The 16,534-nt window shown below is 60.6% G+C and carries 7 protein-coding genes; 6 read left to right on the top strand and 1 reads right to left on the bottom strand.

Annotated features, from left to right (window positions below; translation table 11 throughout):
* Positions 1 to 45 precede the first annotated feature (45 nt).
* From NUU27_RS11330 to NUU27_RS11305, 6 genes are all read left to right on the top strand, one after another.
* A complete protein-coding gene (locus NUU27_RS11330; RefSeq protein ID WP_257762211.1) occupies positions 46 to 1,020 on the top strand; it encodes a DUF4007 family protein in 975 nt (324 codons plus the stop codon).
* Entirely contained in the window at positions 1,020 to 4,385 is a 3,366-nt protein-coding gene (locus NUU27_RS11325) for an ATP-binding protein (RefSeq protein ID WP_257762210.1), read from the top strand. The genes NUU27_RS11330 and NUU27_RS11325 overlap by 1 nt, the downstream gene beginning before the upstream one ends.
* Positions 4,385 to 5,215, top strand: a complete 831-nt coding sequence (locus NUU27_RS11320; protein WP_257762209.1) for a phosphoadenosine phosphosulfate reductase family protein — start codon at positions 4,385 to 4,387, stop codon at positions 5,213 to 5,215. The genes NUU27_RS11325 and NUU27_RS11320 overlap by 1 nt, the downstream gene beginning before the upstream one ends.
* A gap of 72 nt (positions 5,216 to 5,287) precedes the next feature.
* Positions 5,288 to 7,087, top strand: coding sequence for a hypothetical protein (locus tag NUU27_RS11315; protein ID WP_257762208.1), 1,800 nt, complete (start codon positions 5,288 to 5,290; stop codon positions 7,085 to 7,087).
* A complete protein-coding gene (locus NUU27_RS11310; RefSeq protein WP_257762207.1) occupies positions 7,087 to 8,715 on the top strand; it encodes a hypothetical protein in 1,629 nt (542 codons plus the stop codon). Before NUU27_RS11315 ends, NUU27_RS11310 begins: the two co-directional genes overlap by 1 nt.
* 9 nt (positions 8,716 to 8,724) lie before the next feature.
* Positions 8,725 to 14,106, top strand: coding sequence for an FtsK/SpoIIIE domain-containing protein (locus tag NUU27_RS11305; RefSeq protein ID WP_257762206.1), 5,382 nt, complete (start codon positions 8,725 to 8,727; stop codon positions 14,104 to 14,106).
* 325 nt (positions 14,107 to 14,431) lie between these two features.
* Here the strand turns inward: NUU27_RS11305 and rlxS are convergent, their stop codons facing one another.
* Entirely contained in the window at positions 14,432 to 16,402 is a 1,971-nt protein-coding gene (gene rlxS / locus NUU27_RS11300; protein WP_257762205.1) for a relaxase/mobilization nuclease RlxS, read from the bottom strand.
* Positions 16,403 to 16,534: the final 132 nt, after the last annotated feature.

Below are 16,534 nucleotides of genomic sequence, written 5' to 3'. Positions count from 1 at the left end.
AGGCCCCTCTAGTGTCACCCTGGATGATCCATCCAGGAGTGATTCATGTCGCGGGGGCCTCTATTCGCGCCGGATTACCGGCCGCAGTTTTCCGGTCACGAGACCTTTCCGCTCAAATACGGTTGGCTCAAAAAGGCCGTGGACGCGGTTCTCGAGAACGAATCGATCTCCAACAACCGGACCATATTCCTTGGTGACGACGCGATCGGAAAGTTCGGCGTTGGTAAAAACATGGTCACTTCCATCCGGTTTTGGGCCGAGGCGGCCGATATGATTTCGTCAGCCGACGCCGATGGTCACATCAGCGTCACGCCCTTGGGGAACGCGCTTTTTGGGAACGGCGGTTGGGATCCGTTCATGGAATCGCCTACCACCGCATGGATTGCGCACTGGAATCTTGCCGGACGGCCAATGCGCACGACGTGGTATTGGGCGTTTGGGCACCTGCCCTTCGTCAATTTCGACCGCGATCTGCTCTTGAGATCCGTACTCGCCGCCGCCAAGGAGGCGCCCGGTTGGATGAGGATCTCCGAACCCACAGTCAAGCGCGACGTCGACTGCTTAGTGCGCAGCTATTGCCCAAAGTACAAATCGAGCAAATCTTCCCACGAGGACGACCTCGAGTCTCCGCTTGTCGAGCTTGGTCTCATTCGGCCCACGGGCAAGAAGGATGGCTTTCGCATGGTTCGCGGGGCCAAGCCAACCCTCGGCGCGGGGGCGTTCGTATTTGCGCTGATCGATTTCTGGGATCGGTATGCCGGCGGTGCTGCCCTGCGCAACACACTTTCATTCGAGGCCATTGCGCATGAGCCGGGTTCGCCCGGACGGGTATTCCTGCTCGAAGAATCCGACCTCGTCGATCGGCTGTCCGAACTTGAAGACGCAACCAATGGCGCGCTCCAATGGTCGGAGACGGCCGGCCTTAAGCAGGTAATTCGGCGACGTGCGATCGATCAGGTCGAGGCGCTCACTATCCTCGGGCATGACTACGATACCGATATCGTGCGGAGGGTCGCCTGATGAGCCTCATTGACCACGTTTCGATCGAGCCGCGTTTCCAACGGGCCGTGCGGATCGATACAGATCTTGGCGATACGGATGCCCTGCGCGGCTTTGTGTGCCCGCCTTCGTCGGTCGAGATCCTCAAGAGGCTTGCGCACCACGTCTCTGACACAGGCCAAGCCGCCTTCACGTGGACGGGTCCCTATGGCAGCGGCAAGTCAAGCCTTGTGATCGCACTAAGCGCGCTCATGAACGGCAAGAAGGACCTGCGCGAAGAGGCCGCGGAGATTGTCGGGCGGGACGTTGCCGAGGTTCTGTGGGAAAAGCTGCCGCCCAGAAAGAAGGGATGGCGGATTCTCGGTGCGGTTGGGCGCAAGGATGACCCTGTCCGCATCATCGGTGAAGCGATCGAGCGCTCGGAATATGCCGAGCCGTGCGAATGGGATGAAGCCCGCGTTCTCAAAACACTCTCGGCATTGGCTCAGGAAAAGCCTGCAAGCCACGGAGGGCTCATTCTTTTCATCGACGAGATGGGCAAGCTCTTGGAGGCCGCGGCACGCGGTGTCGGCGACGTCCATATTCTGCAGCAGATTGCCGAACTCGCGTCACGCAGCAATGGCCGGCTGGTCTTCATCGGTATCCTGCACCAGGGTTTTGACGAATATGCCACCCGGCTCTCTCGCGACCTGCGCGATGACTGGACCAAGATCCATGGCCGCTTCGTCGACCTGCCGGTCAATGTCGGCGGTGAGGAGCAAATATCGATCCTGTCGCGGGCCATTTCAGGAACGCCGCCATCGGCGGAACACCTTCCGGCCGCCCGTGCGGTTGGTGAGGTCATCGTTGCCAATCGTGCTGGAGCGTCCGAGGCGATTGTTGATCTCCTGAGGTCCTGCTGGCCGCTGCATCCAGTGACGGCCGCCCTTCTCGGTCCAATCTCTCGGCGGCGGTTTGGGCAGAACCAGCGCAGCGTCTTCGGTTTCCTCAATTCGGCCGAGCCGTTTGGTTTCCGCGAATTCCTCGGTAGCGGGGAAGATGGCGATCTCTATGAGCCTGCCCGGCTCTGGGACTATCTTCGCGTCAACCTCGAGCCTGCTATTCTCTCCTCGCCCGATGGTCACCGCTGGGCGATGGCGGTTGAGGCCATCGACCGGTGCGCGGCGCTTGGAGGTGATGAACTGCACATCGCCCTTCTCAAGACCATCTCAATCATCGATCTCTTTAAGGATCAATCCGGCCTAGTTCCAGACCGGCGTGCGCTCGAAGTGAGCGTGCTTGGCGCCCGCTCGCGCGACGTAAAGGCCGCCCTGACCCAGCTTACCAAATGGTCGCTGATCGTCTTCCGAAAATTCACCAACGCCTTTGGCGTTTATGCCGGCAGCGATTTCGACATCGAAGCGGCGATTGAAGACAAGACTGCCGATCATCCAGAAGTGGACATGGGACTTGTCCGCTCGCTTTCGGGTCTGCAGCCAGTCCTGTGCAAGCGGCACTACCACGCCACCGGCGCATTGCGCTGGTTCGACGTCGAGCTCGTCAAGTCGAGCAAAGTCGAGGGCTACCTCGATGCATTCTCGCCGGCCGACGGAACGATTGGCGCATTCGTCCTTGTGGTTCCCGACGGGGGCGAAAGTTATGAGCGGCTCTCCAAGGACATGCGCAAACTTGCGCGCAAGGCCCTCGCGTGGGACATCGTTCTCGGGGTGTCCCAACACGCCGATTTCGTGGTCAAGCTCGCCCTCGAGGTCCAGGCACTCGAAAAGGTTCGCATGTTGCCCGACCTTCAGGGGGACGCTGTCGCGCGTCGCGAAGTCAACGCGCGCCTTTCGTCGACCCAAGGCCAGTTCGAGGGCGAGGTCCAACGTGCCATGAGCGTTGCCGAGTGGTTCCACGCTGAAGATAAGCCGCGGACCCTGGCGTCACGGCAGATTAGCGAAATGGCGTCTGACCTTGCGGACGCCCGGTACCCCGAAACACCGCACCTGCCCAACGAGCTCATCAACCGGATCAAGCCCTCTTCGAACGCCGTTGCCGCTCAGAACGCCCTCCTCAAGCTCATGGTCACCCGGGCGCGCGAACCGCGGCTCGGTATCGAGGGGTATCCGGCCGAGGGCGGACTTTATCTCTCAATGCTTGAGACGACCGGCCTTCATGCACGAGACGGCGAGGGATACGCCTTTGCCGATCCGCGCAAGGTGGAAAACGACCCGGCCGGGCTAGCGCCGTTGTGGACAGCCGCTGAGGACTATCTCAAGTCCAATGCTGATCGCGCGGTTCCGCTTTCGGAACTCTACGACCTTTGGGGCGCGGCGCCGTTCGGGCTCAAGCGCGGCGTCATGCCGATCCTGGGCGTTGCCTTCATGCTCTCGATGTCGGCGTCCGTGGCACTCTATCGCGAGACCATATTCCAGCCGGCATTCAACGACCTCGACATTGACTACCTCGTCAAGGACCCTGCACTGATCGCCCTGCGCTGGATGGACCTCAACGAGAACGCACGGTCCCTGCTTTCAGGACTGGCAGACCTTGTGCGTGACCTCGACAGAACCAACGCGCTGACCAATCTCGAGCCGATTGATGTCGGGCGTGGTCTCGTGGCGGTCTTTGACCGGGTCTCTCCGTGGACCAAGAGGACGATGCGACTCTCGCGTAATGCGTCGGCGGTGCGCAACATCTTCAAGAAGGCCAATGACCCCAACAGGCTGATCTTTAACGACCTGCCGAGCCTTTTTGTCGGCGAGACCGGGAATGCCGACACAACCGAGGTAATCGCCAACGTTCGCGAAGGGCTCGAAGAGCTTGTGAGCGCCTATCCTGAGCTCCTGCATAGAATGCGCGCGAACGTTCTCAACGAATTGCAGGTTCCGAACCCATCCCCCAAAGCGATCGAGGATCTTCGCTCGCGCGCCGAAAACATTCGGGATCTCGCGGGCGACTTCAAGCTCGAGGCGTTTGTCGGGCGCATCGCCAATTTCCACGCGACCGATCAAGATATGGAAGGGCTGGCTTCGCTTGCCGTTGGCCGACCGCCACGTGTCTGGTCCGATGCGGATGTCGATCGCGCCGCGTTCGCGCTTGCAGAGCTCTGCCAGGCGTTCAACCGCGCTGAGGCCTTCGCCCACGTCAAGGGCCGCACGGATAAGCGCGAAGCGATGGCCGTGGTGGTTCGAGTGGCGGGGAGCTCGATGCCGGTCTACGGCGCGTTTGACATCAACGACACAGAAAATCAAGAAGTCGATGCGATCGTCGCACGGCTGCAATCGAGCCTGGACGGGGCGGACAACAAGCTTGTTCTCGCTGCTCTGGCCCGGCTGAGCTCGCAACTGATCAATGATCAGGATGGCGAGCGGACCATCGAAACGCGCAGGGAGGTCAGCGCCTGATGGCACAGCGACACGTACTCGGCCTATCGGGCGGCCGCGACAGCGCCGCTCTTGCCGTACACATGCGGCATACTCATCCAGATCTCGATATCGAGTATTTTTTCACTGATACGGGTAAGGAGCTGCCTGAGGTCTATGACTATCTAGGGCGTCTCGAGGGTGTCTTAGGAAAGCCGATCCTGAGGCTCAATCCCGATCGCGACTTCGACTTCTGGCACAAGCAGTACAATTCCTATCTACCCTCGGCGCAATCACGTTGGTGCACCCGCATGCTCAAGCTGCGCCCGTTCGAAAACTGGGTGCGCCCAATGCTCGATGCGGGTGACGAGGTGGTTTCCTATGTCGCGATACGGTCCGATGAACCGTATCGCGAAGGGTACAGTTCCTCCAAGGACAACCTCACGGTTAGCCTGCCCTTTCGGGAGGCAGGGGTCGACAAGGCTGGGGTCATTGAGCTGCTCGAAGCGTCGGGGCTTGGACTGCCGGCCTATTATGAATGGCGCTCACGCAGTGGCTGCACTTTCTGCTTTTTCCAGCAAAAGATCGAATGGATCCGCCTGCGCGAACGTCATCCCGAGGCCTATGAGGAGGCCAAGGCGTACGAAAAGAACGCGCTCGAGCATGGCTCGCCGTTCACCTGGAGCCATGGGGAGTCGCTTGAGGACCTCGAGCAGCCCGAGCGCGTCGCACAGGTCCGGCGCGATCACGAGGCGCGGCTCGAGCGGGCGCGGGCAAAAATGCAACCCAATCCGCTTCGCCCGGACGGCGAGCCGATCGATATCGACGATCTCTACGGACAGGCCAAGATGTGCCTATCTTGCCACAAGTAATAAAGGCGTATTACGGTAGAACATAATCAATTTACTGACGATCCATGTCATCGTCAGTGCCATGGAGGGGCAGTGGCACAGTCGGGTCTCATCGAGTTTCTGGCCGCGTACGGGCCGACATCTGACGGCAACAACATGTACGACGAGTTCGTCGTCGCTGCCGCCGAAAAGGCGGGCGTGGAGCCGCTCGCCATTCCTGAAATGCATTCCGATGATATCGTCGAGACGCTTCGAGGGCCTACTCCGCGCTCGGTGATCCTCACGGGGACCGCAGGCGACGGCAAGACCTATACGGCGCGCAAGGTCCTTGAAAAACTCTCCGGGTCGTCAAGGGTCTGGGGCAATACGGAAGATACCGTCACCTGGCCCGATCCTGAGACCGGCCGCTCGATCGTGTTCGTCAAGGATCTGAGCGAGATCGAAACGGCGGACAAGGCCGCGCTCATTCCCAAGCTGATCGCGGCCTTTTCGAACCTCGCCTCTCCCGAAATCTTTGTTCTTTGCGTCAATGACGGCCATCTGCTGCGCACTTGGGAGACGCATATGGGCGCGGGACCGGACGGGCCGGCCATCCTGACCGCACTTCGCGAGCTGTTGCGTGACGACAAGGATACGCCCGAGCATTGGCATTTCCGCCTCATCAACATGTCGCGCCGGTCACACGCGGAAACGATAGACGCCATTATCGATCAGATCTGCAAGCACCCTGGGTGGCAGGACTACCGCCAGTGCGTTGCCGATCCGCAGGCCTGCCCGATCCTCATCAATCGTGAGATTCTACTCAAAAACGAGCCGGCGTCCCTGCGCAGCCGGCTTCGCGCGCTTGTTGAAATCGCTGCTGCCGACGACAGGCATCTCTCGATCCGGCAGATCATCATACTCGTGGTCAATGCGCTCTTGGGTGACACGACGTCCCCCTACCAGACGCCCTTGATGAACGCGTCGCGGGCTGCTCAAAGGGCGGCTTCCGGGCAATATGATCGCACAAACCCCTACAACAACGTCTTTGGCGAAAACCATCCCGCCGCGCGCCGGATGCAGCATGCCGGCTTTGCCGCGCTCGATGAGTTCGGTATCGGGTTCGAAACTAACAACTTCTTTGACGATTTGCTTCTCGATGTCGATCACCGGCCGGACCCGGTCGACCATCCCCAATATGGCTCGGCAAGCTATGCCCAGCTGCGCGAGAACTACAAGGAAAATCCCAGCGAGCGGATCAGTGAACTGCGCGAAGCGCTGACGGCCCAGCGGCGCCGGCTCTTTTTCGAATGGCCTGACGCCCCGCTCGACAAGCGCGAAACCAGCCCCTGGCAGCTGACTGTCCACAGCTACGGGGACCTCTACATCAACCTTCTGCGTGCCGAAGACGAACGGGACCAGGAGCTGTTTCTCTGGACGCGCCCCAGGATCGTCAAGGGTCTCAACCGGGCGCTCACTGGATCGCTGACCGAAACGGCCGACAGCTTGTGGCTGACCCAACCCTCTGGGGTCTATAAGGGCGCCGACATTCCGATCCTTGTGACCAATCCGATCACATGGCGCAGCCGGCCCTATTCGCTCGCGCTTGCCGCGCCGTCCTACCCGGGGCGCCCACCGCGGCTTGAGCTCGACGCCGCCTATCCCCAAAAGCACACGCTTGCATCGCTTCCCCTGACGCCGACGCTCTTCGAGTATCTGATGCGGGTCCATGACGGTGCGCTGCCTATGAGCTTTTCCAATCAGTGCTTCCAGGACGTGCGCAGCTTCCAGATCCGGTCGGTCGGTGCGATCCAAAACAGCGAGGGCGACGAAATGCCCGATCTCAAGGCCGTGGATACGAGTGAAGAAACCCTGCGCGAGCGGGTCATTGGCTCGCTGGAGGGGCAACTCTGATGCTCGATACGCTCACGAAGGACACCCCCTCGCTCAAGCTCAATATGGGCGAAGACGGCAAGGGCGCCGACACCCTGATGTGGGTCCAGGAAGCCATCTTTGGTCACCGGTTCGTTGAAGAGCAGCTTCCCTACATCCTGGTCCTTGAAGTGCTCGCGATCTGCAGCGCCCTCCAGCTTGGAGACGACGGCCGCCCCTATGAATCGATGCGCATCTTCAATCACAATGTCTCGGCCGCCGACGAACACGAGAACTTCATCGTGCCGGTCACCAAATCGGCCGCGTTGCGCTACGTTCTTTTCAAGGACCGCTCGCTCGAGCGCGTTGCCAAGGACCCGACCCTGTCGCCCAATGAGCGCATGTCGCAGTGGATTGCCGAGCTCAACAGCGGGTTCCGGAACGAAGTAAGGGCGAGTGCGCCGATCAATTTCGAATTCTTGCGCAAAAGCTTTGGCGACAGGTTCGAAGATGCCCGCCAGGCCGTAAGGATCCTGCAGGGCCTCGAGATCGACGTGCTCAACAATCGGCGGTACACGTCGCGGTTTCTGGTTCCCCGCGGGGCCAATCTCATTCTCAATGACGTTGATCCCAAATTCGTCGCCGATCGCATGTTCTTTGGGCGCGGCGGCGAAATGGTCTATTTGATGCTGAACCGCTCGTCCAAAGCCGATAAGCTCGCGCTGGCGATCAAGAACCATTTCCTCGTCAACAAGGACCCAGTCAACAAGATTGCGGCCAAGTTCATCCCCGACGGGTCCGATCGCACGACGGGCGGCCAGATCGGGTATCTGCCCAAGCGGCACCATCCCGCCTATGACCGGATGGGCGAGGACTGGCTCTCGATCCTCGAGCTCGACCGGCTCCCCACGCCACAAAAGTTCGAGCCTCTCTTTCGCATCACCGCGCTCAATCTGATGCGGTACTTTGCCGAGCGGGCCCAGGTCGTTGCCGGCAATGAAAAGGTCGATCCCATCCCGCTCGATATGCTCGGGGGGCGCGATGCGAACCTCAGGGACGTTTCAAAGTCCTATCTCCGCCGGCACCGCCAGGTGATCGAGGATGCCGTCGAAGCCTTCATCCGCGAAAAGATCGCTTCTGCGCCGGCCTGGCAAGCCGCATTGCGCCAACCCGATCCCGCCATGCGATCGGCCCAGGCACTCGAAGTTGTTCAGCGCGCCTTCAGCGCCGGCAAGTGGGGCGCAAAGTCCGAGGCCCAGCGCAAGCCCGAGGACTGGTTGAACGCCTTTATTCATGACGCCAAGCGGCGCAGCCGAAACAATATCTCGACGATGGTGAGCCCGCTTGGGACCAATTCGGGCTTCGTCGTTGCGCGCCGGAGCGCGGGGACTTGGTTTGCATCGTCGGACGATTTCCTTGAGGCGCTCGTCCTCGCCGTGGTCAAGGAACCAAAAACGATCGGGGCTTTCCTCGAGGAACTCTACGAGCGCTACGGGTTCGTCATTGGCCCGGTTCAGTCACGGGAGGCTTTTGCCGTGCCGCCGTGCGACATTTCCTCTTTCGAAGAGAACGTCAGAGCATTCGAAAGGCGGCTGACGGGGCTCGGATACGTAAAACGCCTCTCGGACGACTGCGCCTTTGTTTCCAATGTTTACCTCGGTTCCGAGTAGGTTCTTTCCATGAACGCGATCACAACGACACAAGCCGCTCGGGAACACCAGAAAGAACGCGCCGATCTTGTTGGACGGGTCGTCTGGGGTATGGTTCGCGAGGAAGCCGAGCGCAAGGACGCCCGCGTTCTCCTGCAGCTTGTCGGTATGCACCCCGAGCATCTTCTGGCCGTCGCCAACAACTATGCCGAGATCGAAGGCAAGAAGGTCACGCTCGCGATCGCGTCCGATATCGACGAGACGCTCTGCAACGTGCTCGATCCCCGGTTCGTGTCCGAAAAGCCCGCCGTCCATTTTCGGCATCTCGACAATGCCGATGTCATCGTCTTCGCGGTAACCGACGATCAGCGCGACACGGTTGGTACTAGTCTTGGGCAGGTGACCCGGCTCGATCGCAACGCGATCCAAGACAAGCACGAGCTCTGGCTCGAGGTGATCCTCGAACGAATGGGCGAGGCGCTCAAGGGCGAAGAGCAGCGAACCTGGATCCGCTCGATGCTCAGGGGTCTCGACCAGTCCGGCATCACAAAGGAGCTCGACCAGTACGCTGAGTTCGTCCGGCGTTTTGCCTCGTTCTCAGAGCATACCTTGGCCAACAGGCTGCGCCTCTCAGCGCCGGCCCTGCGACTGCCCAAATCCTGCTTTGGCACCATTCCGCAGCTTGGCGGCGACCAAGGCCGGCTGGTTGCCGATTTTCGGGGCCTGTTCCGGACGGCCGACCGGGATCTTTCGGGGATCCCTTACCTCCTCGACAGCAAGGAAGTGCGGCTCGAGATCGAGCCGATCCTCAATCATATCGCCGCCAGCCGCGCCGAGTATAAGTCCGATGAGAGTACTGGGGCCGATGCCATTGAAAAGCTCATCGAAGATCGCCAGTACCTAAGGCATGGCGACTGGCGCAAGAGCCAGGAGCGCTTTTGCGAGGACGTCGAATGGAATGACTTCGGCAAGTCGGTCTTTGCCATCAAGGCGCGAAAGAAAGCGCAGCCGCTCAGTCTGCGCACGCGCGATTTTATTCGCGAAGAGTATCCTGACTGCGAGAAAGAGTGCGAAACCTACCTCACAGAGCTCGAGGCGGGGTCCACTACGCCCGAACAGGACCAAGAGTTCTTTGCCCAGTGGCAGGACGCCATCCGCACCCACACCGACAAGAAGCTCTATGAACACTGGCGACGGCACCTGTTTACCGAGGAGGTCAAGGAAGCCGATCTTCTTTCGACCCTCGTCAAGGGCATCCGCTCGCTCCTGATCAAGAATGCGTCCGAGGATGGAGCGATCGCTTCGAACGCGGTCATCCTGATTAAGATCAAGAACGGGGAAAAGACGTCGGCTTGGACCGGGCTCAATCCTCGCCTTGTCAATTTGCTGCGGCTCGAGGGACGTCTTCTCCAGGGTGTCGTGGGCGATACCGTGAAACTCGACTTCGGGAAATGGCTCGAGGCCAAGGGGGAAAACACCGGTAGAGGCGCGCCAGCGAACCAGATCGAATTTGAGTTGCGGCTTCAAACGGACGAGGGCATCAGTTCGACTCAGGTGCGCGCGTTCTGGCAACCGGGCTTCCAGAGCATGGCGCTGAGTTGGCCTGAAGACATCGAGGAATTCAAGAAGGACGCTGCCGACGGTGTCATTCGGTACGTGACAAAGCCGTTCTCCCTCAAACAGAGTGGCGCTGTGGGCGGCATGCCGGCGTCTCTTTCTGACACCTCGAGCTTTATCGATGTGTCCGGCGGTGAGCGTGGTTTGATGGCCAACCCGGCCGATCATCCGAAGGAAAGCGATCAATTCACGATCCTTTTTGAGCAGCTCGACCAGGCCGTCGTTGCGCGGACCATCGATGCGAACGCGCGCGATGCGGTTGCACAAGCCTTGACGGCGTTTCGGTCAGCCTTTTCCAAGGCCCTTCTACATCTCTACGACCATCCCGAAACGCTTTACGCATCCGACCTCATTGAGGACCAGGCGCGGACCTTTGGCACGCTGTGCCAGGTTGCGCGTACGCACCTGTCGCATACCAACGCCATGCGCGAGCGGCTGCTGCGGCCGATCGTCGAATTTGCGATCGTTTCAGCGACAAACCGGCTCGCGGCGATTATCCCCGCCTGGCATCCGTTGCGCCTTCTTGAGCGCAAGGCCAAGTCAAGGGATCTCGCGCGGTTCGTCGAGGACGCCATTCACAACGAACACGCCTCGGTCGATGGTCTCGAGCGTGCGACCGACGAGCAGCAGGGAATCTTTGGGCAATGGTTCTTCCCTAAGGTGATTTCGCTCGACCTCACGCCCTTCGTAACGGTGGAGGATTGTGGCGGATACAGCCTTGCGGTGCCTGTCGACTCCCCCGAATCCAACGAGCAGATGCTCGAAACCACGGCCGAGATCGCCTGCAAGCAGTTCATGCAGGCGTCCGACCGCTTTATCGAACTCAATCCGCACGAAGAGGGCAACTTCTCGACGGCACTTTATAACGCGGACGCCGTAAGCTTGGCGGGCCTGGTTGCAAAGGACCTCGAAAAGCGCATGACCCAAAAAAGTCATCTGCGGGCGAGCCTACTCATTACCCATGACAGCCCCGAGAGACTCCGCGAGGTCTATGCCAAGCAAAATACACGCCTGAGCGGCAGCAATCTCGATGACGTCACAGAGGGATTCCTCTCGCGACTGCGCGTCGGGGTTGGCAAGGGCGAGACGCCGGTCGATGGAAGACGCAGCAATATCGACGTTGTCTATTTGCACAACGCCTTTTTCAAACACGCGACGATGACCTGGGAGCTGGTCGATGGCGCCGCTGAGACATTGGCCGAGGATATCGATTTTAGGAATGCGGCCCTCCCCCGCCGGCGCACTGACTCCGATACCATGGGCAATATCGCGACGCAGTCCATCGAAGTCTTCATGACCGCCTCGCGGCCACCGCGAGCCGCGGCGCAGTTCACCGACCTTTGCTATGTGGCCGATGAAAAAAACGCCCTCGTTATCCCCGCCGACAAGCGGATCGTTCCCATCCAGAAGGTCGATTGGGACAACCAGGACATCAGCCGGACCATTCGCCGGGCCCATGAGCTCGGGGAATGGGTGATCAGCGTCGATACAATGTCGAGCCGGCAGATGCTCTCGGCCAACGGCATCAAGGTCATCAGGGACGTCCAGCTCCCCGATGTCGAAATGCGCGTCCTTGTGTCATCGCGCGAGCCGAGCCAGAACCTCTTGCGCCACCTGCGCCTCGATTTCGAGAGCATGGCAGACACGTTTCTGAGCCAGAACGCCGAGGCGCTCTCGCAAACGGTCATCAACACTGTTGTCGAGGTTTGTGGCCAGAAGATCCTCTCCTCGGCAAAGTCGCGGACGACTGCGCGAGAAATCATGGGACTCGCCGCAGCCACCGCGCTCGTCAACGCTGAAAAAACCAAGAACGGACACAAGCCCGCCTGGTTCTCACTCGACGACAACCAGGCGTTCTTTGGTCTCAAGGGCAGAATGGCAGATACCCTCGCTCTGACGATCAACAATCAAGATGGCCGGTTCGTAGTCGACATGACCGTCGTCGAGGCCAAATGCGTTGGGCAGAACGCCCAGGCGATGGAAGCCAAGTCAAGCACCGATCAAGTCGTCTCGACGCTGGCAACAATTGAGGCGAATTTCGTCATCCAAAAGGACGTAATGGCCAAACGGGCCTGGGGCCGGCAGCTTCTGTTTTTGATGTCCCTGCGTCCCGACTATATCCATTTTTTCGCGAGCAACGACGAGCTCGAAGCCTTCCGGCAGGCCATCGCGGGCGGCGATATCGAGTATCGTGTCGACGGCCGCTCAGTCGTTGTCGTCCACGACGACGTCGCCCTACCCGATACGATCGGAGTTAAGGTATCGGAAAAGAACGACGCGGTGTTCCAGCACACGATCAAGCAGCGCAGTTTCTCCCATCTCATGCAGCACCTGAGGGATCCTTCCGTTGCCGCCCCCACCATCCCGGCAGTAGATGGCGGACGGACCTCGGTATTGCCCGAAAGGCGCTTTGAGGAACCACCGAACGTCAGGCAGGACGAGACGGCGCCGACAAATCAGGAGGCAGCGTCGATCGATGACCAACTCCACGCCTCGGTCGGCAAAGGCCTCGATGTTGATGAGGACGTCGTCGTAGATCCTCATGTCGAAGAAGATGCTGCACCGGAACCGGTGATCGAACCCAATCCGGGATTGCCGCCCACTCTTGAGGACGTCCTAAGGGAGGTTGCGACGCGCAAGGGCTACGATGATCAGAAAGAGGCCGAAGCCGCCTTTGCCGATGTGACCGCGGTCAATCTGCAGGCGGCACTGACCGACTTCGGTATGACGGCCCGTTTTGCCGAGCCGCGGACGATTTCGACGCCTAACGGCGTGCTCGTCAATTTTGCTGGCCACAATACGCTGACGGTGGGCAAGCTCACGCCCAAACTACTCGAGCTCAAGACAACGCACGGGCTCGACGTGACCGATATTCGGACCGGGCTCGGGCGCATTTCACTTTTTGTCGCTGCGCAAAGGCGACGGGTCGTGGATCTGGCGCGGGTCTGGCTCGAAGCCAAATGGCCCAGCTCGGCGCCCGAGGAGATCTCGAACTTTCTCATAGGCCTACGTGAAGACACCGGCGATCCGCTCTGGCTCAACCTGCGCGGGGCTTACGGTGGCAATGACGAACACTCCCCGCACACGTTGATTGCCGGCGAGACCGGCAGCGGAAAGGGCGTTCTGACCCAGAATCTCCTCCTGCAAATGATCGCGCTTAATACGCCGGACAAGCTAAAGCTTTACCTGATCGATCCCAAGATGGGTGTTGACTTCCCCTGGATCAGTGAGGCGCCGCATATGGCGCAAGACATCATCACCGACCAGGAAGAATCCAAGAAGGTCCTCGAGACGATCGTTTACGAGATGGACCGGCGATACGAACTGATCAAGACCAAGCGCGTACCTAAGATCGCCGAGTATAACGCGCTCGTTGAGCCGGAGGATCGCCTTCCCTACCTGTTCGTCATTCATGACGAGATGGCCGACTGGATGGCTGGGTCGGACGAATACCGCAAGGTCATCCAGAGTACGATGACCCGTCTGGCATCGAAGGCGCGCGCCTGTGGAATTCACGTCATAATGATCACCCAGCGCGCCGCCCAGGATGCTATTCCACCGGGCATTCGCGACAATTTGGGCAATCGCTTGATACTCAAGGTGGCAAGCGAAGCCGGCTCGAACCTTGCGCTCGGTATGCGCGGTGCCGAACGCCTTCTTGGCAAGGGGCACATTGCGGCCAGGCTGACTGACAAACCCTCCGGCGAAGAATATTTCGTCGCGCAGGTGCCGTTCGCCTCCACCGAGGAACTCGATCAATATGCACGTACCATTATCTCAGGAGAGCTTCTCTAGTTAGTTTACCTAGCTGCCGCATTCTCCGCGTTCAGGAAGGCCGAACGGAGCCAGGAAGGCGGTTCACTCGGCTTGACGGGAATGTCGCCCCAGCGGCCATGGATGTTACAAGCTGCCGTTAACTGCGCTCAGCGGGATAGTACCAACGTCCCAATCCCGACCGTTGGAGGTCCTCCGATATGCCAGTCGCCGCTACTCTGTTCTGAGGCCGGGTTTCGGGAACGGTTTGTGGGATAGCTGCGATCGATTTGAGGGCGTGTAGCGGATATCCGAAGCTGGGCTGGCGAATTCGCCTTTGGTTACAGGCAAATCACCAGTCTGACATTCACGAAACGCTGGGCCCGCTCCTCTGCCGTCCGATCGTCCAGGAGATGCCCTCCCGCCGCACCACGCCGGAGACCTCCTTGCCGATGTGACGATCTAGAACCGATCGCCACGGCACCAGCGTGAACTCGCGAGACTTCTCGATTATGGCGTGTTTGCCGCTGGCCAGTTCGACCGAGCGGCGGAGAGTTCCCTCGACAATCTCGCCGGGGCGCGGCTCGGCATAGGCAAGACCGAGCTCTTTCGAGAGCTGGCTGGCGACGCGATTCAGCTCGCGCCAGTGCAGCGCGCGCAGCATGTCGTTGCGATAGACAAGACGGTCCTGCTCCCTCCGGGCAAATCCCTGAGCGACGAGCCACTGCTGCCGACGGCCCTGGGCCTGGCGTACCTCGCGCCCGAACCCGGCATCACGCAAGGGTTCGGGGCTACCGGAAGCCAGCTCACGGTCGATCCAGGTGGCGCCGTCGAAATCCACCTGCTGCTCCAGTGGCAATGAGGAGAGCCTGTCGACGGTGACAGGCTCGACCCTGGTCCGCTGGCGCTCGTAATCCGCGACGCGCTCGAGATGATCCGGTGCGATTATCCACGTGCCGTCGGGCTCGCGCTCCACGCCAGTGGTCGCGCGCCGGATCGCCTCCAGCCGGCGCACGTGTGTTTCGGCGAAGCGTTCGGTGGCGGACGGATCGTGCTTCAGATGAATATCGATGCTGTAGCGCCCGTCATTGGTACCGGCGATTTCGGCGACGATGCGATCAACGTGCCGGGGCTCGGTGCTCCTCGGCGTAACGCGCACGATGCAGCCGTCAGGTGTCGGTTCCGTCGCATCGCCGTTGCCGATGTCGATGTAGTGGCTCCTGCCGTCCACGCCATCGACGATGAGGTAATGCCGGTCATCAAGTTCGTTCGCGAGTCCTCGCGCGACAACGCGGCCGACGACGGACTGGGCTGGCTCGCTGGATCGATCGTGGATCACACAGTCGGCGGCGCTGCGGGTGAGTCCCTTTCCGGTCAGCTCGCGGTGCATGGTCTTGATGATGTCCCCGCGCTCCCCCATGCGGCGCAGGGTGATTTCCAGATCATCGTTCAGACGCCAGCGACCCGACCCGGTCTCCTCGGCCAGACCCATGCGTTCCAGCTTGCGCAGGCGACCTTGATGAAGCGTTTGACGGAATGTGTCGCGGCCGGACGGCGAGACGACGCCATCGTCGTCGCGCGTGCGTAGCAGCTGGCGGTCGATGCTGGTGAAGCGTTCCTGCTCCATTTCCTGGCGTAGATGCTGCTCGATCTCGCGGTCGGTTCGGGGACCGAGATCGAGGCTTACCAGTTCGGCCGCTCGCTCCCGAATGCCGCTCGAAACATACTCCCGCGCGATGACGAGATTTTCGCTCCGGTCGTTCTTGCCGCGGACGATGATGTGGGTGTGGGGATGACCGGTGTTGAAATGATCGACGGCAACCCAGTCGAGTTTCGTTCCCAGGTCCTCTTCCATCTGCGCCATCAGGCGGCGCGTGAGCGGCCTGAGGTCGTCATACTGGATGCCGTCCTCGGGCGCGACGATGAACCGGAACTGATGCCGGTCGCCGTCCGCACGATCCAGGAACTCCCTGCCGTCCATACGATCCTGCTCGGCGCCGTAGAGTTTGCCCGGCTCGCCTTCCCGGGTGACGCCGTCGCGCTGGATGTAGCGCAGGTGCGCGCGGGCGCCGTCCAGGCCCTTGCCGGCCAGCCTGACAATGCGTGCCTTGACGATGACCCGGCGCTGGCGAAAGGCGGCATGGCGATCACGCGATCTGAGCAGTGCTGCAGCCGCCCCGCCGCGTCCCGTCCGGCTGCCCATAAAACGCGCGCCACGCGCGGGCCTGCCGCCGGCCCGGTTAATCGCAGCGCGGACCTGACCGGCATAGCGCTTGCCTGCTTTCGAACCACGCGACCGTATTCGGCCGAGTTCCGGCCTGAACTCGTCATCCTTCATGCCGACCTCCGGGCCGTTCCAGAAAAATCAGTGACTTGCACGCCCAACCCTCCGGGCGCTGGGAGGAGCCTCCTGGAAAACCGATGTGCAGACAAGGACCTGGCCACCTCCCGGAGGCGGTACCTTTATCTT

This window comes from Nitratireductor sp. ZSWI3 (genome assembly GCF_024655565.1).
Lineage (GTDB): Bacteria > Pseudomonadota > Alphaproteobacteria > Rhizobiales > Rhizobiaceae > Nitratireductor.
This window is presented reverse-complemented; position numbering and strand designations above follow the sequence as displayed.

Coding starts and splice junctions, on each gene's coding strand:
- NUU27_RS11310 (WP_257762207.1), top strand. CDS start 7,087: ATGCTCGATACGCTCACGAAGGACACCCCCTCGCTCAAGCTCAATATG.
- NUU27_RS11305 (WP_257762206.1), top strand. CDS start 8,725: ATGAACGCGATCACAACGACACAAGCCGCTCGGGAACACCAGAAAGAA.
- NUU27_RS11330 (WP_257762211.1), top strand. CDS start 46: ATGTCGCGGGGGCCTCTATTCGCGCCGGATTACCGGCCGCAGTTTTCC.
- NUU27_RS11320 (WP_257762209.1), top strand. CDS start 4,385: ATGGCACAGCGACACGTACTCGGCCTATCGGGCGGCCGCGACAGCGCC.
- rlxS (WP_257762205.1), bottom strand. CDS start 16,402: ATGAAGGATGACGAGTTCAGGCCGGAACTCGGCCGAATACGGTCGCGT.
- NUU27_RS11325 (WP_257762210.1), top strand. CDS start 1,020: ATGAGCCTCATTGACCACGTTTCGATCGAGCCGCGTTTCCAACGGGCC.